The organism is Streptomyces sp. NPDC036764 (assembly GCF_055609385.1).
On sequence record NZ_JBVJPT010000015.1, the window covers coordinates 258440 to 279131 of the forward strand.

At 71.5% G+C, this 20692-nt stretch carries 17 protein-coding genes; 4 read left to right on the forward strand and 13 right to left on the reverse strand.

Annotated elements, in window-relative coordinates; translation table 11 throughout:
* Positions 1-286: 286 nt before the first annotated feature.
* The 6 genes from ACZ69Q_RS38215 to ureA all read right to left on the reverse strand — a co-directional run bounded on the left by ACZ69Q_RS38215 (position 287) and on the right by ureA (position 7996).
* A complete protein-coding gene (locus ACZ69Q_RS38215; RefSeq protein WP_471051423.1) occupies positions 287-1567 on the reverse strand; it encodes a TolB family protein in 1281 nt (426 codons plus the stop codon).
* 26 nt (positions 1568-1593) lie between these two features.
* The gene (locus tag ACZ69Q_RS38220; RefSeq protein WP_471051426.1) at positions 1594-3804 is read right to left on the reverse strand and encodes a hypothetical protein; all 2211 of its coding nucleotides are present in this window, start codon (positions 3802-3804) and stop codon (positions 1594-1596) included.
* 122 nt (positions 3805-3926) lie between these two features.
* The gene (locus ACZ69Q_RS38225; protein ID WP_471051428.1) at positions 3927-4526 is read right to left on the reverse strand and encodes a TetR/AcrR family transcriptional regulator; all 600 of its coding nucleotides are present in this window, start codon (positions 4524-4526) and stop codon (positions 3927-3929) included.
* Positions 4527-4535: 9 nt separating this feature from the next.
* Entirely contained in the window at positions 4536-5576 is a 1041-nt protein-coding gene (locus ACZ69Q_RS38230; protein ID WP_471051431.1) for an agmatine deiminase family protein, read from the reverse strand.
* Positions 5577-5585: 9 nt separating this feature from the next.
* Positions 5586-7295: an urease subunit alpha gene (locus tag ACZ69Q_RS38235; RefSeq protein WP_471051434.1), complete on the reverse strand. Its 1710-nt coding sequence runs from the start codon at positions 7293-7295 to the stop codon at positions 5586-5588.
* Positions 7292-7996 (reverse strand): urease subunit gamma, encoded by a 705-nt coding sequence (ureA, locus tag ACZ69Q_RS38240; RefSeq protein ID WP_471051437.1) that lies wholly within the window; start codon positions 7994-7996, stop codon positions 7292-7294. The genes ACZ69Q_RS38235 and ureA overlap by 4 nt, the downstream gene beginning before the upstream one ends.
* A gap of 129 nt (positions 7997-8125) precedes the next feature.
* Here ureA and ACZ69Q_RS38245 point away from each other — a divergent pair, with 129 nt between their 5' ends.
* Complete coding sequence (locus ACZ69Q_RS38245; RefSeq protein WP_471051440.1) at positions 8126-9577, forward strand: cytosine permease; 1452 nt, start codon at positions 8126-8128, stop codon at positions 9575-9577.
* On the opposite strand, the gene ACZ69Q_RS38250 is transcribed toward ACZ69Q_RS38245, so the two are convergent.
* Together ACZ69Q_RS38250 and ACZ69Q_RS38255 are read right to left on the reverse strand one after the other, a co-directional pair.
* Positions 9574-10662, reverse strand: a complete 1089-nt coding sequence (locus ACZ69Q_RS38250; RefSeq protein WP_471051441.1) for a branched-chain amino acid aminotransferase — start codon at positions 10660-10662, stop codon at positions 9574-9576. The two genes, ACZ69Q_RS38245 and ACZ69Q_RS38250, sit on opposite strands and share 4 nt — an antisense overlap.
* Positions 10663-10931: 269 nt before the next feature.
* On the reverse strand, positions 10932-11975 hold the full coding sequence (locus tag ACZ69Q_RS38255; RefSeq protein ID WP_471051443.1) for a 3-isopropylmalate dehydrogenase: 1044 nt from the start codon (positions 11973-11975) through the stop codon (positions 10932-10934).
* A gap of 143 nt (positions 11976-12118) precedes the next feature.
* Here ACZ69Q_RS38255 and ACZ69Q_RS38260 point away from each other — a divergent pair, with 143 nt between their 5' ends.
* The gene (locus ACZ69Q_RS38260; protein ID WP_471051446.1) at positions 12119-13696 is read left to right on the forward strand and encodes a purple acid phosphatase family protein; all 1578 of its coding nucleotides are present in this window, start codon (positions 12119-12121) and stop codon (positions 13694-13696) included.
* Between the two features lie 57 nt (positions 13697-13753).
* Here the strand turns inward: ACZ69Q_RS38260 and ACZ69Q_RS38265 are convergent, their stop codons facing one another.
* On the reverse strand, positions 13754-13894 hold the full coding sequence (locus ACZ69Q_RS38265) for a hypothetical protein (RefSeq protein ID WP_471051449.1): 141 nt from the start codon (positions 13892-13894) through the stop codon (positions 13754-13756).
* Between the two features lie 258 nt (positions 13895-14152).
* Positions 14153-14710, reverse strand: coding sequence for a GNAT family N-acetyltransferase (locus tag ACZ69Q_RS38270; protein ID WP_471051451.1), 558 nt, complete (start codon positions 14708-14710; stop codon positions 14153-14155).
* 107 nt (positions 14711-14817) lie between these two features.
* Between ACZ69Q_RS38270 and ACZ69Q_RS38275 the strand changes: the two genes are divergently transcribed.
* On the forward strand, positions 14818-15024 hold the full coding sequence (locus ACZ69Q_RS38275; protein ID WP_471051453.1) for a DUF5988 family protein: 207 nt from the start codon (positions 14818-14820) through the stop codon (positions 15022-15024).
* Positions 15025-15102: 78 nt separating this feature from the next.
* Here ACZ69Q_RS38275 and pruA read toward each other — a convergent pair whose 3' ends face one another.
* The gene (gene pruA / locus ACZ69Q_RS38280) at positions 15103-16734 is read right to left on the reverse strand and encodes an L-glutamate gamma-semialdehyde dehydrogenase (RefSeq protein WP_471051455.1); all 1632 of its coding nucleotides are present in this window, start codon (positions 16732-16734) and stop codon (positions 15103-15105) included.
* Between the two features lie 39 nt (positions 16735-16773).
* Positions 16774-17700 carry a proline dehydrogenase family protein gene (locus ACZ69Q_RS38285; protein ID WP_471051458.1) on the reverse strand — a complete coding sequence of 309 codons (927 nt, stop codon included), beginning with the start codon at positions 17698-17700 and terminating at the stop codon, positions 16774-16776.
* A 181-nt stretch (positions 17701-17881) separates the two neighbouring features.
* On the opposite strand from ACZ69Q_RS38285, the gene ACZ69Q_RS38290 reads away from it, so the two are divergent.
* A complete protein-coding gene (locus ACZ69Q_RS38290) occupies positions 17882-19084 on the forward strand; it encodes a PucR family transcriptional regulator (RefSeq protein WP_471051459.1) in 1203 nt (400 codons plus the stop codon).
* Positions 19085-19102: 18 nt separating this feature from the next.
* Here ACZ69Q_RS38290 and ACZ69Q_RS38295 read toward each other — a convergent pair whose 3' ends face one another.
* A complete protein-coding gene (locus ACZ69Q_RS38295; protein WP_471051461.1) occupies positions 19103-20671 on the reverse strand; it encodes an FAD-dependent monooxygenase in 1569 nt (522 codons plus the stop codon).
* Positions 20672-20692 lie beyond the last annotated feature (21 nt).

The window sequence follows — 20692 nt, forward strand, 5'->3', positions numbered from 1 at the left end:
GATCTCGGTCGTTACCGGAATGACCGGCTCCACCGTCCTCCAATGATCCCTCGCGCTGCGCTCCCGGCTGAAGGTGGGCCAGAAAAGCGAAAAACCCCTCGCGGGTGCGAGAGGTCTGCGCGCGGGTCGAGGACGACGGTGTCCACCCGTACCTGGTCGTACGTGGTGGTCACTGCGGACCGGCGCGCCTGCTGCCAATAATCATGGCGAACGAGAGCACGGAGGCAGTCTGGCACAGACCGCCCCCGAGCTCACCGTCCGTCTCAGGATGCGAACACTGCGTTGATCACCGCGGCCGGCGGACGAAGCCGTCGCTCACGTCGTTGGTGTCGCCGGCGACGAGCTGGGACGAGGCGGTGCTGAGTCCGAGGCGCTCCGCCCCCGCGCTCACCGACGCCAGCCAGACGGACGCGTCCGTCACGGGCCCGCCGGCGACGGACGCGCTGACCAGGCGGGTGCTGCCGGTGCGCAGGTCGCGGAGGTAGATGTTGGCGGGGCCGGGCGTTCCGTCGGGCAGGCGCGGGGTGGCCTCGTAGCCCACGTACCGGCCGTCCTCGCTGAGCACGGGGCGGTCGGGCATGCTCTCCCCGTCGGGCCCGGCGTCGATCCGCCGGGTGACGTCGGTGCGCAGGTCGCGGACGTAGATGTCGGACGCGTCCGGGCCGCCGCCGGGGACCAGGTCCTCGTCCCCGTTCTCGAAGGCGACCGAGCGGCCGTCCCCGGAGAGCGTGGCGGGCAGCGCGTAGCGCGGTGCCGGGGAGCCGTCGGCCTTGACGTTGACCCGCTCCTCGGCGCCGGTGCGGCGGTCGTGCACCCAGGTGACCCCGTTGGAGCTGCGCGGGACGAGCTGGGTGTAGAGGACGTACCGGCCGTCGGCGCTCACGTCCTGGAAGAGCGCCGGGTTGGTGGGCCGGTCCGGGTTGCTGATCCGCTCGGTCGTGCCGGTGCGGCGGTCGAAGACGTACACGGCTCCGAACAGGTCGGCGGCTCCGTCCTCCATCCGGTCGGCCTTGGCGTTGAAGGCGATGTAGCGGGCGTTGTCCGACATGGCGGCGCCGGCCGCGTAGGCGGAACCCCCGTCGAAGGCGACGCTGATCCGCTTCGTGGTGCCGGTGCGCCGGTCGTGCAGATAGATGTCGTCGGCTCCGGCGTCCGCCGGCGGGGTGTCCCAGTGGACCAGGTTCCTGGCGTTGGAGCGGAACAGGACGTACCGGCCGTCGGCGCTGATGCCCTGCACGGTCGACCGCTGGTCGGCCTGGGTGCCGTCCGAGGCGACGCTGACCCGCTCGACGGCCCCTGTGCGCAGGTCGCGCACGAAGACGTCCGACACCTCGTTGGTGTCGCCGGACACCAGGTTGGACGCGTCCGCGGTGAAGGCCGCGAGGCGGCCGTCGGCGCTGAACTCCGGCGCGTAGGAGTGGCCGTTGCCCTGCTCCCCCGTCGCCGACAGGGTGACCCGCTCGACGGACGGGACGCGGGGTCCGGCGCTCGCCTGTGTCCCGGCCAGGGCCGCCGTGGTGGCGGCCAGGGCGACGGCGAGCGCGCGGACTCGCTTGGTGCTGTGCATGCTTGTTCCCCCGTGGTCGGTTGCTGTTACTGGACTGTCCGCAGGAAGACGTCCGTTACCCCGTTGGTGTCACCCTCCACCAGATCGGGTGACGCCGACTCGAACGCCACGACGGTGCCGTCGGCGTTGACGGACGGATGCCCGGCGGGCAGGTCGTTGCGGCCGCCCCATCGGTCGACGCTTACCAACTGCCGCTTGCCCGTGGCGAGTTCGAGCAGGTGGACGCCGCGGCCCGAGGTGTACGCGAGCGCCGTTCCGTCCCCGGCCAGCGAGGGCTGTGTGCCCTTGACGCGGGTCGTGGCGCCGGTGTCCAGGTCACGGACGCGGATGTCACGGCCCTGCTGGAAGGCGACCTTGCGGCCGTCCGCGCTGAGCGAGGGTGCCGACCCGTGCTCGGCTGCCTGCTCCAGGGCCCCGGTGTCCAGGTCGCGGACCTTGATGCCGCCGCCCTGCTCGAAGGCGATGTACCGGCCGTCGTAGTTGATCGACGGGTTGCCCGCCGCCTGGCCCGTCGGCGCGCTGACGACGTCGGTGGTGCCGCCGTTGAACCGGAAGCGGTAGACCCGCGGTTGCGGGTGCGGATCGGCGTCGGTGGCGGGCAGGGTAGCCGCGTAGGTGACCCACTGGCAGGTCGGGTCGACGACGGGCTGTCCCATCCAGGTGAAGCGGACGCCCTGGTAGGAGCCCAGGCTGGTGAGCTTGCCGACGGCGCGGTTGCGGATGTGGACGCCCCGTCCGCCGTCCGTCTCCAGCGGGGCCACGTAGCCCACCATGCGTCCGCTGTAGCAGGGGGTGCCCTCGCTCGACGGCTTCTGCGCGGGGGAGTCGACCTGCGAGATGCCACCGGCCGCGTTGACGAACACATCGTCCTGCGAGGTGAAGGCGACGACCTTGCCCTCCCCCATCACCGGGTCGTACGACGCCCCGGACCGCTGCTGTCCGTCCCGGGTCATGCTGATCCGCTCGGTGACGGAGGGCATCGGGGCCGGGTTCTTCCGCAGCTCGCCCGAGAAGACGAACACGTCCGACTCCGCGTTGGTGTCGCCCGGCACCAGATGGGACTCCCTCGCGCTGAACGCGACCGCACGCCCCTTGGCGGCCAGCGCCCCATCCATCACCTGGGCGGTCGGCGGGAGGGCGGCCCCGCGCGAACCGGTCCGCAGATCGCGCACCCGGGTGCCGTCCTCGCCCGAGACGACCGCGTACCGGCCGTCCGCCGTGGCGGTGGAGACAGAGCCGTCGGCCACCCGCCGAGAGCGCCCCGTGCGGAGGTCGTGGACGTACAGGCCGCCGTCGGCCTCCAGCAGGACGCGGCGCCCGTCCGCGGTGATGCGGACCAGGTAGGCGACGCCGAGACCGGTGTCGACCTGGGTCCGTTCGCCCGTCGCCCGGTCCTTGACGAAGACGTCCCTCGGGTCGTCCTCGGAGCCGGTCTGGACCGAGTAGGCGACCCGCATGCCGTCGCCGCTCACCGAGGCCCCGCCCTTCGGGCCCTCCTCGGCGGGCGAGATCAGCTCGTCGGTGCCGGTGGCCGTGTCGCGGACGTACAGGAGCCGGGTGTTCTGCGGGCCGTTGCGGTTGCCGATGGTGTACGCGACATGCGTGCCGTCCGGGCTGATCGACTGCGCCCGGCCCAACTCGTCGGAGCCCGGCGGGTTCTCGGGCCACAGCCGCTCCGCACGGCCCGTGGCGCTGTCGAACAGGTAGGGGGCCGTGAACCGGGTGCCCGCGGAGAAGGCCACCCGGCCGCCGTCGGCGCTCAACATCGGCGAGGCGTACGTGTAGCCGCTGCCGAGGTCGATCCTGGTGACCGCGCCGGTGCTCACGTCCTTCACCAGCAGGCACGGGAAGAAGTGCGCGCAGCCGAAGCTCGGCGCGGTGGTCGTGAACGCGACGTGGCGGCCGTCGGCGCCGAGCGCGGCGCCGCCGGAGGGTCCGTCGGCCTGTCCGCCGTCGGCGGCGGTGCTCGCGCGCACGGTACGCGGCGGCTCCTGCGGAGCGGCCTGGGCGACGGTCGCGGAGGTCCAGGTCAGGGCGAACTCGCGATCCGCCGCGAAGCGCCCGTTCGGTGTGATCATCGCGGCGCTGGAGGCGCCGTCGGCCCGGGCACCGTCGGCGGCGGTGCTGACCATCTCGACGCGTGGTGCGTGCGGCGCGGCGGCTGCGGTCGTTGCGGTGAGCGCGAGCAGCAGCGCCGTCCCTAAGGAGGCACCGGACACACGCACGGCTCTGGACATGTTTCCCCCTGTTGTCCCCGTGGACGCTTTCCCCCCGGCCCGCGCCGAGGGCTCCCCACGAGGCAAACGCACCACGGGCTACAGGGTCAATCCGCAATATTGCGTACAACCAGGGCGTTGGCTCAGGAGTCCGCGAGGAGAGCGTCGTCGAGGAACTCCCTTACGTGGCGCAGAACCTGCGCTCGGTCCGTGCCCCGCAGCCCGATGGCGACATGGATCGAGAACCCGTCGAGGAGCGCCCGCAGCCGCGCCGCGAAACGGTCCGGGTCGACCGCCGGGAATTCACCCCTCGACACCCCTTCGGCCAGCAGCGCCACCAGGTCCCGGTGCCAGGCGCCCTCGATGGCGGCCTGCCGGTCGCGGGCGGCGTCGTCGGCGTTCTGCGAGCGGTTCCAGACCTCCAGCCACAGGGTCCAGTGCGGGTCGCGGTGGCCGTCGGGGACGTACAGGTCGACGTAGGCGTCGAGGCGCTCGCGGGCGGAGGCGGACCGGGTGAGGAGGCGGCCCCGCTCGGTGCCCAGGCGCCCCTCGCTCCACTCCAGGGTGCGCAGCAGCAGCTCGTCCTTGGAGTGGAAGTAGTACAGGAGATGGCCGCTGCTCATGCCGACCTCATTGCCGAGCGCCGCCATGGTGAGCTTCTCCAGACCGCGCTCGGCGATCATCTCCATGGCGGCGGCGAGGACCTCGTCGCGGGGCGGCGCCTGCCTGCGCCCACCGGCCATCTGCGGCTCCTAGATCTTCGGCTGCTGTTGCGTGATGCAGTGGATGCCTCCACCACCCGCGAAGATCGTACGGGCGTCGACGAGGGTCACCGTCCGCTCCGGGAAGAGCCGCCGGAAGATGCCGGCCGCGATCTCGTCGCGCGGGTCGTCGAAGCCGCAGAGCACCACGCCGCCGTTGCAGAGGTAGTGGTTGATGTAGGAGTAGTCGGCCCAGTGGCCGTCGGTCTCCAGGACGGTCGGGGCGGGGACCTCGACGACCTCCAGGCGGCGGCCGCGGGCGTCCGTCTGCGACCGCAGCAGGCCGACGGTCTCCCGGGTCACCTCGTGGTCGGGGTGCGCGGGGTCGGGCTGCACATGGGCCACGACGACGCCGGGGCGGGCGAAGGCGGCGACGATGTCGACGTGGCCGAGGGTGCCGAAGCCGTAGGGCGGATAGTCGCCGGTGAGGCCGCGGGGCAGCCAGATCGCCTTGCGGGTGCCGAGCATGGCGTGGATCTCGGCCTCGACCTCCTCCCGCGTCCAGTGCGGGTTGCGCTCCGGACCGAGCTGGACGGTCTCGGTGAGCAGGACCGTCCCCTCGCCGTCGACATGGATCGCACCGCCCTCGTTCACCAGCTTCGAGGCGTACGTCCTCGTCGAGCCGGCCAGGTCCGAGACATACGCGGCGATCTTCGCGTCGTGCTCCCAGCGGGCCCAGTCCTGCGCACCCCAGCCGTTGAACGTCCAGTCGACAGCGGCGAGTTCACCGGCACCGTTGGTCAGGAACGTCGGGCCGATGTCGCGCATCCAGGCGTCGTCGAGGTCCCGTTCCACGGTCTCCACGCCCGGACCGAGCAGCGTCCGGGCCTCCTCGGACCGTCCCGGGCCGCATACCACCGTCACCGGTTCGAAGCGTCGCACGGCACGGGCGACCGCCGCCCAGGCCGAGCGGGCCGCCACGAGATCCTCGGCGTCCTCGAAGGTCACGTTCGGCCCCGGCCAGGCCATCCAGGTGCGCTCGTGCGGGGTCCACTCGGCGGGCATTCGGAAGCCGTCGGAGGCAGCAGACATGGGGGGTCCTTAGAGGAAGTAGAGGCGGTTGAGGGAGACGGACTCGGCCGGCTCGGAGTGCAGCGGCTCGCCGTCGAGGGTGACCAGGCCCGTGCGCTGGTCGACGTCGACCGCTCCGGTACGGGAGTTGAGGCGCAGGTCGGCGGGCCCGATGCCGCGTGTGCCGCGCACGGCGACCCTGCGGCGCCGGGTCGGCATCGTGTCGTTGCCCTGGTCGACGGCGGCCTGGGCGACGAAGGCGACGGAGATGTCGGCGGGGGTGGCGCCGTACGCCCCGAACTGCGGGCCCAGGACGAGGGGTTCGCAGGTGTCGGTGGCGGCGTTCGGGTCGCCGGTCACGCCGTACGCCGGGAACCCGGACTTCAGCACGAGCTGCGGCTTGGCGCCGAAGTACTCCGGCCGCCACAGCACGATGTCCGCCAGCTTGCCGACCTCGATCGAGCCGACCTCGTGGGCGAGGCCGTGGGCGATGGCCGGATTGATGGTCAGCTTGGCCATGTAGCGCAGGACGCGTTCGTTGTCGTGGTCCTCGGGTGCGCCGAACTCGGCCTTCATCTTCCCGGCCATCGCGAAGGTGCGGCGGACGGTCTCGCCGGCCCGGCCCATGCCCTGTGCGTCGGAGGAGGTGATGCCGATGGCGCCCAGGTCGTGCAGCACGTCCTCGGCGCCCATCGTCGAGGAGCGGATGCGGTCACGGGCCATGGCGGCGTCGCCGGGCAGGTCCGTCTTCAGGTCGTGGACGGAGACGATCATGCCGTAGTGCTCGGCGACCGCGTCCCGCCCGAAGGGCAGGGTGGGGTTGGTGGAGGAGCCGATGACGTTCGGCACCCCGGCCATCTTCAGCACGTTGGGGACGTGTCCGCCGCCGCAGCCCTCGATGTGGAAGGCGTGGATGGTGCGGCCCTCCAGGACGCGCAGGGTGTCCTCGACCGACAGGCACTCGTTCAGCCCGTCGCTGTGCAGGGCGACCTGGACGTCGTGCTCCTCGGCGACGCGCAGGGCCGTGTCCAGCGCGCGGGTGTGGGCGCCCATGTCCTCGTGCACCTTGAAGCCGGACGCGCCGCCCTCGGCGAGGGCCTCCACCAAGGGCGCCCGGTCGGACGACGAACCCCGGCCGAGGAAGCCGATGTTGACCGGCCAGGCGTCGAAGGCGTTGAAGGCGTGCTTCAGCGCCCAGGGCGAGTTGACGCCGACGCCCCACACCGGCCCGAACTCCTGGCCGATGACCGTGGTCACCCCGGAGGCGAGCGAGGCCTCCATGATGCGCGGCGACAGCAGGTGGACGTGGGTGTCGACGGCTCCGGCAGTGGCGATGAGCCCCTCGCCGGACACGATCGAGGTGCCCGTGCCGACGACGACGTCCACCCCGTCGAGGGTGTCGGGGTTCCCGGCCCGGCCGATCGAGCAGATCCGGCCCTCCCTGATCCCGATGGAGACCTTGCGGATCCCCAGCGCCGCGTCGATGACCACGACGTTGCTGATGACGACGTCGCAGGTGTCGCGGACGGCGGCGGCCTTGAGGTGCAGCCCGTCCCGGGCGGTCTTGCCGAACCCGGCGAGGAACTCCTCGCCGTAGCGCTGGGAGTCGGACTCGACGCGGATCGTCAGCCCGGAGTCACCGAGCCGGATGCGGTCCCCGGCGCGGGGTCCGTGGGTGGCCGCGTACTCGTACGGCGTCAGGCGGCGGGCCTCGGCGGGGTGGCCTCCTGGGCGGCTCATCGCTCGACCTCCTGGTCGGGTGTTTCCGTTACGCCGAGGTAGCCGCAGGCGGCGGCGCGGCGCAGTGCCTCCGCGCGGGCGCCGGGCGCGTCCAGCGGCCCGTCGACGAGTCCCGCGAACCCGATCGCGATCCGCTCTCCGCCGATCGGCAGGAGTCCGACCTCGACGCTCTCCCCCGGCCCGAAGCGCACGGACGACCCGGCGGGCACGGCGAGCCGCATGCTGTAGGCCCGCTCACGCGGGAAGTCGAGCCGCGGGTTGGCCTCGAAGAAGTGGAAGTGGGAGGTGACGGAGACGGGCACGGTCGCGGTGTTGGTGACCGTGAGCCGCAGCGCCGCCTCCGGCTCGGCGTGCCGCGGGCCCGGCAGCAGCGCGCCGGGGGCCTCGGCCCCGAGTCCGCCGCCGAGGGGGTCGGAGACGACGGCGAGCCGTGAGCCGTCGTCGAAGACCGCCTCCACATGCACCTCGGTGACGACGTCCGCCACACCCGGCAGCACGTCGTCCGGCCCGAGCACGCCGCGGGCGCGCTCGATCGCCTCGGCGAGCCGCGCCCCGTCGCGGGCGGCCTCGCACACGGTGTCCGCGATGAGCGCGGTCGCCTCCGGGACGTTCAGCCGCAACCCGCGGGCCCTGCGCGCCCGGGCCAGCTCGGCGGCTCCGAAGAGCAGCAGCCGGTCACGTTCCGTGGGGGTCAGTCTCACGACGCGGCACCTCCTTGCCAGACTCGACTTTAGAGCATCACTCTAAACACGAATTTCGCTGGACCGAAAGGTTGACAGCAAACCTCGGGCACTTCAGATTGAACGTCACTCAAACCGAGGGAGCCACCCATGCCGATGGAACAGCGCGGAGTCGACACCATCCCCGAGGAGGAACGCACGAGCGGCCCCCGGGACCTCGTCTCGATCCTGCTCGGGTCGAACCTCTGCCTCGGGGTGATCGTCTTCGGCTGGCTGCCCCCGTCCTTCGGCCTGGGCTGGTGGGCGTCGGTGAGCTCGATCGTGGTGGGCACGGTGGCCGGCACGGCCCTCACCGCCCCGCTCGCCCTGATCTCCCTGCGCACGGCGACGAACCTGTCGACCTCCTCCGGCGCCCAGTTCGGCGTACGCGGCCGACTGGTCGGCTCGGTGGTCGGCCTGCTGCTCGCCCTCGGCTACACGGCCCTGACCGTGTGGATCGGCGGCGACGTGATGGTGGGCGTGCTGGGCCGGCTGTTCGGGCTGCCGGCGAACGGGGTGGCGTACGGCGTGGTCTACGGGCTGCTGGCCGCGGCGACGGTCGCGGGCGCCGTGTACGGCTACCGGGTGCTGCTCGCCCTGTCCCGCGTCCTCGCGGTCGGCATGACGGCCCTGCTGGCCCTCGGCGTGATCGCCTACGCCCCGTACTTCACGACGGACGCGCTGCCCGGAGCGGGCGGCTATCTGCTGGGCGGGTTCTGGCCGACGTGGCTGCTGGCGACGGTCGCGGCGGGGCTGTCGGGCCCCATCGCCTTCATCACCCTCCTCGGCGACTACACCCGCTACATCTCCCCGGCCCGCCACTCCTCACGCCGGGTGCTGCACGCGACCTGGCTCGGCCTGATGCTGGGGCTGCTGGTCCCGCAGCTCTTCGGCACCTTCACGTCGTACGCGGCCCGCGCGGCCCTCGACTACGCGGGCCCCCTGGTCGACGCCTCCCCCGCCTGGTACCTGGTGCCGCTGCTGCTGGCCGCCTCGGCCGGCTCGGTCGGCAACGCGGGCCTGATGCTCTACTCCATGGGCCTCGACCTCGACGCCATCCTGCCGCGCGCCTCCCGCGCCCGCGCCACCTACACGGTCGCGGTCGTCGCCACGGTCTGCGTCTTCGTCGGCCACTACGCCTCGACCGCACAGGACGCGATGACGTCCTTCGTGCTGCTGCTGACGGCCGTCGGCACACCGTGGGCGGTCATCACCCTGATCGGCTTCGCGCGGTGCCGGGGCGTGTACGACGCGGACGCCCTCCAGGTCTTCAACCGCCGCGCACGGGGCGGCATCTACTGGTTCCGCGCCGGCTGGAACATCCCGGCGGCCGTGTCCTGGGCCCTGGGCGCGACGGTCGGCCTGCTCGCCGTCTCCCTGCCGTCGTACGAGGGTCCGCTGCTGTCCCTGACGGGCGGGGTGGATTGCAGCTTCCTGCTGTCGGGGGTGGTGGGGGGTGTGGCGTACCTGCTGCTGACGCTCGGCGAGTCCGCTCCGGCACAGGAAAGGGCCGCCACGGACACGGAGTCGGTGGCGGCCCTGACGGTCACAGCCGAGAACTAGCCCAGCTTGTGCATCCAGCCGTGCCGGTCGTCGGCCTTGCCACGCTGGATGTCGAGGAGGGCCTGGCGGAGCTTGAGCGTCACCTCGCCGGGCTCGCCGTCGCCCTGCTGCCACTCCGCGCCCGTGCGCTTGACGATGCCGACCGGGGTGATGACGGCTGCCGTGCCGCAGGCGAAGACCTCGGTCAGGGTGCCGTTCTCGGAGTCGCGCTGCCACTGGTCGACGGAGACCCGGCCCTCCTCCGCCTCGTAGCCGAGGTCACGGGCGACCTGGAGGAGGGAGTCACGGGTGACGCCCTCCAGGATGGAGCCGGTGAGGGAGGGCGTGACGATCTTGTCGCCGTACACGAAGTACAGGTTCATGCCGCCGAGCTCCTCGACCCACTTGCGCTCCACCGCGTCGAGGTAGCAGACCTGGGCGCAGCCCTCAGCGGCGGCCTCGGCCTGGGCCAGCAGGGACGCGGCGTAGTTGCCGCCGGTCTTGGCGTCGCCCATGCCGCCCGGCACGGCCCGGACGTGGTCCTCGGACACCCAGATGGACACGGGCTTCACGCCGCCGGGGAAGTAGGCGCCGGCCGGCGAGGCGATGACGATGAACAGGTACTCGCTGGCGGGCTTCACGCCCAGGCCGACCTCGGTGGCGAACATGAAGGGGCGCAGGTAGAGGGACTCCTCACCGCCGTGCGCCGGCACCCAGTCCGCGTCCTGCGTGACCAGCGCGTCGCACGCCTCGATGAAGGTCTCGACCGGCAGCTCGGGCATGCCGAGCCGGCGGGCCGAGGACTGGAAGCGCCGGGCGTTCTTCTCGGGACGGAAGGAGGCGACGGTCCCGTCGGGCTGGCGGTAGGCCTTCAGGCCCTCGAAGATCTCCTGCGCGTAGTGCAGCACCATGGTGGCCGGGTCGAGGGAGAGCGGCGCGTACGGCACGAGCTCGCCGTCGTGCCAACCGCGGCCCTCGGTCCACTTGATCGTGACCATGTGGTCGGTGAAGTGGCGGCCGAACCCCGGGTTGGCCAGTATCGCCTCGCGCTCTGCGGCGGCGAGCGGGCTGGCGGAGGGCTTGAGCTCGATCGTGGGCGTCGTCATGAGTAGGTGTCCTTCACCGGTTAGGTTGTGGCGGGCCGCGCTCACGCCAGTACTGCCAGTGGCCAGTGCTAGGACGTCCGAGCATTCCCTCATTCCGCGGCTCCGCGTTCGATTATCGCAAGCGGCAGCCGCGGAAGAAATCGGCCTGTTCGGCGTGATCGGCGAGAAATCGCGACCCGGGGGTCGATGGTGCCACCCGGCGGCGGACATGTGGAAGCCGCCGGGGCTGGGTGACCCGGCGGCTTCGAAGTTCGAGTGGCGCGGCGGGGTCAGCCGGCTACTCGTACGGCCAGCGCGTCGCCGATCTCCGACGTGCTGCGGGCGGGCTTGCCGGTGCGCTCCGCGAGGTCGGCCGAGACGGCGTCCTCGATGCGGGTGGCCTCGGCGTCGTGGCCGAGGTGACGCAGGAGCAGGGCGACGGACAGGACCGTGGCCGTCGGGTCGGCCTTGCCCTGGCCGGCGATGTCCGGGGCCGAGCCGTGGACCGGCTCGAACATGGACGGGAACGCGCCGGACGGGTTGATGTTCCCGCTCGCGGCGACGCCGATACCGCCGGAGACGGCCGCGGCGAGGTCGGTGATGATGTCGCCGAAGAGGTTGTCGGTGACGATGACGTCGAACCGCTCGGGCTGGGTGACCAGGTAGATCGTGGCCGCGTCGACGTGCATGTACTCGGTGGTGACCTCGGGGAACTCCTCGGCCACCTTGTTGAAGATGTTCGTCCACAGGTGACCGGCGAAGGCCAGCACGTTGTTCTTGTGGATCAGCGCCAGCTTCTTGCGCGGGCGGGCCTGCGCACGGGCGAAGGCGTCCCTGACGACGCGCTCGACGCCGAAGGCCGTGTTCACGGAGACCTCGGTGGCGACCTCGTGCTCGGTGCCCTTGCGGATGGTGCCGCCGTTGCCGGTGTACGGGCCCTCGGTGCCCTCGCGGACCACGACGAAGTCGATCTCGGGCTGCCCGGCGAGCGGGGTGGCGACACCCGGCAGGAGCTTCGACGGACGCAGGTTGACGTGGTGGTCGAAGAGGAAGCGGAGCTTGAGCAGGAAGCCGCGCTCCAGGACGCCGGAGGGGACCGACGGGTCGCCGATGGCACCCAGAAGGATGGCGTCGTGCTGCTTCAGCGCCTCGGCGTCTGCGTCGGTGAGGGTCTCACCGGTGGCGTGGTAGCGCCGGGCGCCGAAGTCGTACTCCTTGGTCTCCAGCTTCACATCCTGCGGAAGGACGGCGGAGAGGACCTTCAGACCTTCGGTCACGACCTCCTGGCCGATGCCGTCACCGGGAATCACTGCGAGATTGAGGCTGCGAGACATGTCGGCACCCTACTCCTCGTCCCATGGGATGACATGCGGTGTCCGCGATGCGGACAGCCGAACGAGGGACGGGCGTCAGCGCTTCGACTGCCGTTCACCCGTATGTATGCAGGGTGTTGGCCTGCGCTGGGAACTTTCCCAGCATGGACATCCCCGACTTCGGCATCCCTCCGCAGCTCGCCCGCCGTATGACCATGGCGGAGCAGCACGAGTACCTTCGCACCAAGCTGACCCGGCGCCGCACGCTGGTGACGGCGGGCGCGGTGGCGGGCGGTCTGCTGACGGGCTGCGCGGGATCGGAGACGGGTACGTCCGGCGCGAGGGCCTCGGCGTCGGCGTCGGCGTCCACCCTCACGAAGGTGCCGGGCTCGGCCGCCGCCCCCTTCGGCCGCCATCTCGCCTTCGGCGCCGACCCGAAGACCCGGATGCGGATCTCCTGGCAGGTGCCGGCCGCGGTGAAGAAGCCGTACGTCCGGATCGGGCTGCGGCCGGACGACCTGGACCGCCGGATCGAGGCGGAGGTGCGCGACCTGCACACCCCGGAGATCAAGGGCGTGAGCGCGGCGGTCGATCAGTACTACCTGCACGCGGCCCTGGACAACCTGCGGCCGGGCACTACGTACTACTACGGCGTCGGGCACGAGGGCTTCGACCCGGCCTCCCCCGGCAACAGGTCCACGATCGCGTCGTTCCGGACGGCGCCCGCGAGCCCGCCCGAGCGGTTCGTGTTCACCGCGTTCGGCGACCAGGGCGTCGGGATGCACGCGGCCGACAACGACCGTGCCCTGCTGCGCCAGGACCCCGCCTTCCATCTGCACGCCGGGGACATCTGCTACGCCAACCCGACCGGCAAGGGCAAGGACTCGGACGCCTTCCAGGCCGGCATGTGGGACGTCTTCCTCAAGCAGACGGAGTCGGTGGCGAAGTCGGTGCCGTGGATGGTGACGACCGGCAACCACGACATGGAGGCGTGGTACTCGCCGGACGGCTATGGCGGCCAGTTCGCCCGCTTCTCCCTCCCGGACAGCGGCTTCGACCCGCGCTCGGCACCGGGGGTGTACACGTTCACGTACGGCAACGTCGGCGTGGTCGCGCTGGACGCGAACGACGTGTCGTACGAGATCCCCGCCAACTTCGGCTACTCGCAGGGGCGGCAGACCAAATGGCTGGACCGCACGCTCGGTGAGCTGCGGGCCGACAGCGCGGTGGACTTCATCGTCGTCTACTTCCACCACTGCGCCTACTCGACCTCGACGCACGCCTCCGACGGGGGCCTTCGCGCCGAGTGGGTGCCGCTGTTCGCCCAGCACCAGGTCGACCTGGTGATCAACGGGCACAACCATGTCTACGAGCGCACCGACGCCATCAAGAACGGCGAGGTGGGCAGCCCGGTGCCGATCGGCGCGACGACGGATCCGAGGCGGGACGGGATCGTGTACGTCACGGCGGGCGGCGGCGGCAAGGACCTGTACGGCTTCCCGACGGGCGTCGAGGAGAGCTACGAGGGCCATGTCACCGAGCGGGAGTCGGTCGACTCCTTCAAGTGGACCAAGTCGCGCGGCACCAAGGCGGAGAGCGTCGAGTGGTCGCGGGTGCGCTACCGGGGCTTCTCCTTCCTCTCAGTGGAGGCGGAGAGCGGTGCGAAGCCGCGGCTGACCGTGTCGGCGCTGACGCCGGAGGGCAAGCGGGTCGACCACTTCGAGGTGCGGCGCGGGGCCTGAACCCACACGCCGCACCTCGATCGGGTGCGGCTCCCGGCTCTTGCGGGCGTCGGGGCGTCAGGCTGCCTGGTGGCCGGTGCTGCCGCCGTTGTCCCTGCGGTCGAGGGCACGCTGGAGGGCGGCGGCCGCGTTCTTGCGGTCGGCATCGCTCGTACGGGAGATGTGACGGACTCGACGGCGGGCGGTCGTCTCGGTCATGGGAAATCGACTCCTTCGACAATCCGGGAGTACACAGACGGGTTTCGAGACGCCGGGTGGGGCGGGGAGCGGGCCGCAGGGGTTGCCTGCACGGGGCTCGGCTCACGACCGCCATTCGCTTGATCGAGCGAGACGTTCGGCTTCTACAAAGCTAAGGGAGGACGGCGCGTCTGTCTCCACAATTACTCGGACTTCCTACTATCTGAGACGGTGCAGTGGGTCACACGCCTCTGACCTGCGCTTTCTACCGACGGCCCGTCACAGCACATCCCCGTCCCGCCAGTCGAAGACCAGCTCGAATGCGGGATCCAGCGGCCCGGCGAGTGCGGTCCGCACGAAGGTGCTGCCCTCCTCGTCCGGGAGATGGACGACGCCGTCGAGCCCGAGCCCGCAGACCCGCCCGCTCCACACCTGCCAGCCCCTGGCGGCGTACAGCGCGGCCCCCTCGTCGCTCGCGGAGAGCATCCCCGCGTCGTACGCCCGCCCGATCACCCGCTCCAGCTCGGCCATCACCAGGCCCCCCAGCCCGGTGCGGCGCGCGTCGGGCCGTACGCCGACCGCCTCGACGTACCCGACCCGCAGCCACCTCTCCCGGTGCCGCACCCGCCGCATCACCACCGACCCGTGTGCGACGAGCAGCCCGGCGTCGTCGTGGACCAGGGCGTGTATGCCACCGAGCCCGTGGTCGAAGTCCTCGTCGGAGAAGTCGCCGTCGAAGGCGTCGTGCAACAGGGCGCGGATCGCGCGCAGTTCGGCGGGGGTGAGGTCGGCGGTGTGCGCGGTGCGGGGTGTGGGTGCGGACGCGGTCGTGGTCATCCGTCCAGTATCGGCGCCGCCCGCCGACCGCTGCCGGGGATCGCCCACTCGGCTGATCCTCAGCGCGGCACGGGACAGACGGTCACGACGAGGGGAACGGTGAGGTCATGAACGACACGGCGAAGGTGTTCCTCGAGGGCGGCCCGGACGACCTGCCCGATCGGGTCGTCCCGGCCCCGTCCCCGGGGCCGGACGTGAAGATCAAGCTCCGCGGCGGATACGAGCACTTCCGGCCGACGACACGGCGGATGGACTCACCGCAGGGCGCGCTGCCGGTCTACGAGTGGTGGGAGCGCACGGAGATCGCCGAGTAGCTCACCCTGGCCGCGTTCTGCCCGCACGGCAAAGGCCGGGTCCGTTCAAGACCCGGCCTTTTCCGATGAGTTGGCGTGTCAGCCCATGTGCGGGTAGCCGTAGTCGGTCGGCGGGACCAGCGTCTCCTTGATGGCGCGGGTCAGCGTCCAGCGCATCAGGTTCTGCGGGGCGCCGGCCTTGTCGTTGGTGCCGGAGGCACGGCCGCCGCCGAAGGGCTGCTGGCCGACGACGGCGCCGGTCGACTTGTCGTTGATGTAGAAGTTGCCGGCGGCGTAGCGCAGCTTGTCCATCGTGTACGCGGTCGCGGCGCGGTCGCCGGAGATGACCGAGCCGGTCAGCGCGTAGGCGGACACCGACTCCATCTGGTCCAGCATCTCGTCGTACTTGTCGTCCTCGTAGACGTGCACGGCGAGGACCGGGCCGAAGTACTCGGTCGTGAAGACCTCGTTCTCCGGGTCGCTGCACTCGATGACGGTCGGGCGGACGAAGTAGCCGACCGAGTCGTCGTAGGAGCCGCCCGCGACGATCGTGCAGGAGTCGTCCTGCTTGGCGCGGTCGATGGCGGCCTTGTTCTTGGCGAAGGCGCGCTCGTCGATGACGGCGCCGATGAAGTTGGACAGGTCGGTGACGTCACCCATGGTGATGTAGTCGACCTCGGCCGCGAACTCCTCCTTGAAGCCGGAGTTCCAGATCGACGCCGGGATGTACGCCCGGGAGGTCGCCGAGCACTTCTGGCCCTGGTACTCGAAGGCACCGCGGGTCAGGGCCGTCTTCAGGACCGCCTTGTCGGCGCTCGGGTGGGCGACGACGAAGTCCTTGCCGCCGGTCTCGCCGACGATGCGCGGGTAGGAGCGGTACTTCTCGATGTTGTTGCCGACCGTCTTCCACAGGTACTGGAAGGTCTTGGTCGAGCCGGTGAAGTGGATGCCGGCGAGGTCGCGGTGCTCGAGGGCGACCTTGGAGACCTCAATGCCGTCGCCGGTGACGAGGTTGATGACGCCCTTGGGCAGCCCGGCCTCCTCGAGGAGCTGCATCAGCAGCACGGCGGCATGAGTCTGGGTCGGGGACGGCTTCCAGACGACGACGTTGCCCATGAGGGCCGGGGCGGTCGGCAGGTTGCCCGCGATGGCCGTGAAGTTGAACGGCGTGATCGCGTAGACGAAGCCCTCGAGCGGGCGGTGGTCGAGGCGGTTCCAGACGCCCGGGGAGTTCGCCGGGGGCTGCTCGGCGAGCAGGTCACGGGCGTACTTGACGTTGAAGCGCCAGAAGTCGACGAGCTCGCAGGGGGTGTCGATCTCGGCCTGCTGGGCGGTCTTGGACTGGCCCAGCATGGTGGAGGCGGCCAGCGTCTCGCGCCAGGGGCCGGCCAGCAGCTCGGCGGCGCGCAGGATGATCGCGGCGCGGTCGTCGAAGGACATCGCGCGCCAGGCCGGGGCGGCGGCGAGGGCCGCGTCGATGGCGTCCTGGGCGTCCTGCTGGGTGGCGGTGCCGTAGGTGCCGATGCGGGCCTTGTGGTTGTGCGGCTGCACGACGTCGACGCGCTGGCCGCCGCCCATCCGCTTCTCGCCGCCGATGGTCATCGGCAGGTCGATCGGGTTCTCGGCCAGCTCCTTGAGCTTGACCTCGAGGCGGGCACGCTCGGGCGAGCCGGGGGCGTAGCCGTGCACCGGCTCGTTGACGGGGGTGGGGACCTGGGTCACAGCGTCCATGAGATCCGTAACTCCTTGAACTTGAGCGGGTGTTCGGGCTCAGCCCTTGCTGATCATGCTGCGAGCGAAGAAGCGCAGGTTGGCCGGCTTCTCCGCGAGGCGGCGCATGAAGTAGCCGTACCAGTCGGTTCCGTAGGCCGTGTAGACGCGCATGCGGTGGCCCTCGGCGGCGAGGCGCAGGTGCTCGTCGCTGCGGATGCCGTACAGCATCTGGAACTCGTACTCGTCCAGCTTGCGCCCGGCCGTGCGGGCCAGTTCCTGGGCGATGGAGATCAGGCGGGGGTCGTGGGAGCCGATCATCGGGTACCCGGCGCCCTCCATCAGAATCCTCAGGATCCGGACGTACGCCTTGTCGATCTCGTGTTTCTGCTGGTAGGCGACCTCGGCGGGCTCCTTGTAGGCGCCCTTGACCAGCCGCACCCGGCTGCCGCTCTCCGCGAGGCGGCGGGCGTCGGCCTCGGTGCGGAAGAGGTAGGCCTGGATGACGCAGCCGGTCTGCGGGAAGTCCTTCCGCAGCTCCTCGTGGATGGCGAACATCGAGTCGAGGGTGGTGTGGTCCTCGGCGTCGAGGGTGACGGTCGTACCGATCGCTGCGGCGGCCTCGACGACGGGGCGGACGTTGGCGAGGGCCAGCTCGTGGCCGCCCTCCAGCGCCTGGCCGAACATCGACAGCTTCACGGACATCTCGGCCCTGGTGCCCAGCTCCAGCTCCTTGAGCCGGTCGATCAGCGCCAGATAGGCGTCCCGGGCGGCGGCGGCCTGCTCCGGGCGGGTGATGTCCTCGCCGACGACGTCCATCGTCAGCTCAAGACCCCGGTCGCTGAGGTCCTTGATGATCGGCACGATCTCGTCGACCGTCTCGCCCGGGATGAAGCGGTCGACGACCTGCTTGGTCACCGGGGCCGCCGAGATCAGGCGTCGCATCCGGTCGCTGCGCGACGCGGCAAGAATCACGGGACCCAGCACGGGGCACCTCCACAGACAGGAGAAAAGCAGCCGAATCCCAACCAGTCGGGTACGGCACGGAGAACCACCGTGAAACCTAAGGATCCCTCCGATCGTCGGCCATCGACACCTGTCACGCATCCGTGCCGCAGATCTCAGACAGATGTATGAAGAGCCTCGGAAAATGCGGGAGAATGCCCGGGTGACGTCGGAATTCAAGGGTGACTACCAGGAGCTGGTCGACGAGATCTCGGAGCTCCTGGGCGCCCCCGCGACGCTGGAGAACCGGGACTTCGAGCTGATCGCCTTCGGGGCCTACGACAGCGAGGACGAGCTCGACGCCTCGGCCCTGGACCCCGTCCGCGCCCGCTCGATCCTGACGCGCCGCTCCACGTCGGCCGTGAAGACCTGGTTCGAGGGCTTCGGCATCACACGCGCCACCGGGCCGGTGCGGATCCCGCGCACCCCGGAGGCGGGGGTGTACCGCGGACGTATCTGCCTGCCGGTACGCCACAGGGGTGTAGTACGGGGCTACGTCTGGCTCCTGGACGACGATCCGGGGCCCACGGACCAGCAGCTCACGGCCGCGATGGAGGTGACCGCCCGGATCGGCGCGCTGCTCGCGGACGAGGCGCAGCACGGGGCGGACCTGAGCCGGGAGCTGCGGGCCGCGCTGACCGCCGAGCGCGGCTGGCAGGGCGACATGGCGATCGCCGAGCTGCGCACGGCCCTCGGCCCGCGCGCGGACGGCGTCCACACTGTCGTCTGCGTGGCCCCGTGGCAGTCGGCGGACCCCGACGACGCCCCGTCCGTGCGGACGGTGCCGCACGCGACCGCGCTGTGCACGGTGCCGTGGGGCGCGTCCGGGCAGAGTCTCGCCGTGCTCGTACGGCTGCGCTCGCCGCAGGTGCGCACGGCCGCCCAGGCGGCGGCGTCCCGGCTGCTGAAGGAGGGCCCCGCCGCCACCCGGCCGCCCAAGCCGGGCGGCCCGGCGCAGGTCGCGGCCGGCCTCGGCGAGCCGCGTACCGGCCTCGCCGAGCTGGGCACACTCTGGCAGGAGGCGTCGGCCGCGGCCCGCGCGGCCCTCGCGGAACCGAAGCTGGGCCCGGTGGCGGAGTGGTCGGGCATCGGTCCGTACCGCCTGCTGACCTCGCTCTCCCCGCAGACCCTCCACGACCCCGCGGTCGCCCCGCTCCTCTCCCCCGCCCATCAGGAACTCGCCCGCACCGCCGAGGTCTACCTGGACTGCGCGGGCCAGGCCGGCCGCACGGCAGCCGAGCTGGGTATCCACCGACAGACCCTGTACTACCGCCTCTCCCGCGTCGAACAGCTCACGGGCCTGGACCTCGACGACGGGGAGGACCGGCTGCTGCTGCACATGGCGCTCAAGGGGGCGCGGCTGTAGCCGGGCCGGATCGGCCGGTCAGCGCGAGGTGACGGCGGCGAGGGCGTCGTGGAGGGTGCCGTCGCCCGGCGGTCCGTCGCCGAAGCGGGCGGCGATGTGGCCGTCGGGGCGGACGAGCAGCGCGCCCTGCGGGGGCAGGTCCCACTGTTCGGTGTGCTCGGCGGGCAGCGGCTCGACGCGCAGCGGCCAGGGCGGGGTGGCGGGTGGCCGCCAGTCGTCGGGGGCGGAGGTGAGCAGGGTGAACCACTCGCCGAACGCGTCGAGGGTGGAGCGGCCGTCGGTGAGCCAGAGATGCGGCACGCGGTGGCCCGGTTCGGCCGTGGGGACGTAGGTCGTGCCCGTCTCCGGCGGCATCGTCGGCGTGCCGTCGCCGGTCAGGACGGCGTCGGAGCGGTAGGCGACGCCGAGCACCAGACCGAGTTGCGCGAAGTACTGTTCCGACCAGGGCGGTTCGACGTGGTCCGGCGGCCGCGCGGCGCCCGCGCTGAGCTGTTCGCGGCGCACGTCCTGCACCTGGAACATCATCTTGGAGTTCTCCACCGCCTGGCCGAGCGTGCGGTGGGCGACGGGCCGCCGTTCCCGCTCGTAGCTGTCCAGCAGCGCGGGCCCGGCCCAGCCCTGCAGCGCGCCCGCCAGTTTCCAGCAGAGGTTGTGCACATCGGCGACGCCGACGTTCATGCCCAGACCGCCGGCGGGCGGGATCGCGTGCGCGGCGTCGCCGGCCAGCAGGGTCCGTCCGTGCCGGAAGCGCTCGGCGACGAAGGCGTTCACCACCCAGTGCTGCACGCGAAGGACGTCGACCTTCACGTCGGCGCCGAGGGAACGCGCGACGAGGCCGGGCCAGTCGGCGCCGCCGGTGTCCTCGGGTGTGGGCGTGAACCAGGCCCAGCCGCCCTCGGGGTACAGCGGCAGGAACGATCCCTGCGAGGTGAGGTAGACCCCGGCGGGCTGCCGTGCGGACCACCGGCCGAGGTCGGCGTCGAAGACGACGGTGGTGACGCGGCCGACCGCGCCGGGGCCCTCGGTGCCGATGCCGAGCCGTTCGCGGACGGTGGAGTTGGCGCCGTCGGCGGCCAGTAGGTAGCGGGCGCTGACGCGTGTGCGCTCCCCGCCGTCGTGGTCGGCGAGCAGGGCGACGACCCTCTCGCCCTTCTCGGCGAGGTCGACGAGTTCGACACCGAACCGCACCTCGGAGGCGGCGGCGCCGAGCAGGGTGGGCTCCAGCCGGTCCTGCGAGGTGACGGCGCCGGTCACCGGGCTCTCCGGCACCGGCCCGTTGACCCCGATCATCGCCGCCGAGGCGAAGTCGGGGGCGTGCAGCGTGTCCCGGAAGCGGATCCGGCCGTACTCCGGCGCGAACGCGGCCTGCGTGATCCGCTCGGCGAGTTCGAGCTGCCGGAAGATCTCCATCGTGCGCACGTTGACCAGCCGGGACCGTGGGAACGGCGACAACTCACGGCGTTTCTCGACCAGCAGGGTCCGTACGCCCCAGCGTTCGAGCAGCGCCCGGGCGGTGAGCCCGACGGGCCCGCCACCGACGATCAGAACATCCACCTCGGCGCCTGCTCCAGGCGTGTCGAGCCGCATGGGATCCATCATCCGCACGCA

What these genes read in the sequence shown, in the direction of transcription:
- ACZ69Q_RS38215 (WP_471051423.1), bottom strand. Translation starts at nt 1,567, where the DNA reads ATGCACAGCACCAAGCGAGTCCGCGCGCTCGCCGTCGCCCTGGCCGCC.
- ACZ69Q_RS38220 (WP_471051426.1), bottom strand. Translation starts at nt 3,804, where the DNA reads ATGTCCAGAGCCGTGCGTGTGTCCGGTGCCTCCTTAGGGACGGCGCTG.
- ACZ69Q_RS38225 (WP_471051428.1), bottom strand. Translation starts at nt 4,526, where the DNA reads ATGGCCGGTGGGCGCAGGCAGGCGCCGCCCCGCGACGAGGTCCTCGCC.
- ACZ69Q_RS38230 (WP_471051431.1), bottom strand. Translation starts at nt 5,576, where the DNA reads ATGTCTGCTGCCTCCGACGGCTTCCGAATGCCCGCCGAGTGGACCCCG.
- ACZ69Q_RS38235 (WP_471051434.1), bottom strand. Translation starts at nt 7,295, where the DNA reads ATGAGCCGCCCAGGAGGCCACCCCGCCGAGGCCCGCCGCCTGACGCCG.
- ACZ69Q_RS38245 (WP_471051440.1), top strand. Translation starts at nt 8,126, where the DNA reads ATGCCGATGGAACAGCGCGGAGTCGACACCATCCCCGAGGAGGAACGC.
- ACZ69Q_RS38250 (WP_471051441.1), bottom strand. Translation starts at nt 10,662, where the DNA reads ATGACGACGCCCACGATCGAGCTCAAGCCCTCCGCCAGCCCGCTCGCC.
- ACZ69Q_RS38255 (WP_471051443.1), bottom strand. Translation starts at nt 11,975, where the DNA reads ATGTCTCGCAGCCTCAATCTCGCAGTGATTCCCGGTGACGGCATCGGC.
- ACZ69Q_RS38260 (WP_471051446.1), top strand. Translation starts at nt 12,119, where the DNA reads ATGGACATCCCCGACTTCGGCATCCCTCCGCAGCTCGCCCGCCGTATG.
- ACZ69Q_RS38265 (WP_471051449.1), bottom strand. Translation starts at nt 13,894, where the DNA reads ATGACCGAGACGACCGCCCGCCGTCGAGTCCGTCACATCTCCCGTACG.
- ACZ69Q_RS38270 (WP_471051451.1), bottom strand. Translation starts at nt 14,710, where the DNA reads ATGACCACGACCGCGTCCGCACCCACACCCCGCACCGCGCACACCGCC.
- ACZ69Q_RS38275 (WP_471051453.1), top strand. Translation starts at nt 14,818, where the DNA reads ATGAACGACACGGCGAAGGTGTTCCTCGAGGGCGGCCCGGACGACCTG.
- pruA (WP_471051455.1), bottom strand. Translation starts at nt 16,734, where the DNA reads ATGGACGCTGTGACCCAGGTCCCCACCCCCGTCAACGAGCCGGTGCAC.
- ACZ69Q_RS38295 (WP_471051461.1), bottom strand. Translation starts at nt 20,671, where the DNA reads ATGCGGCTCGACACGCCTGGAGCAGGCGCCGAGGTGGATGTTCTGATC.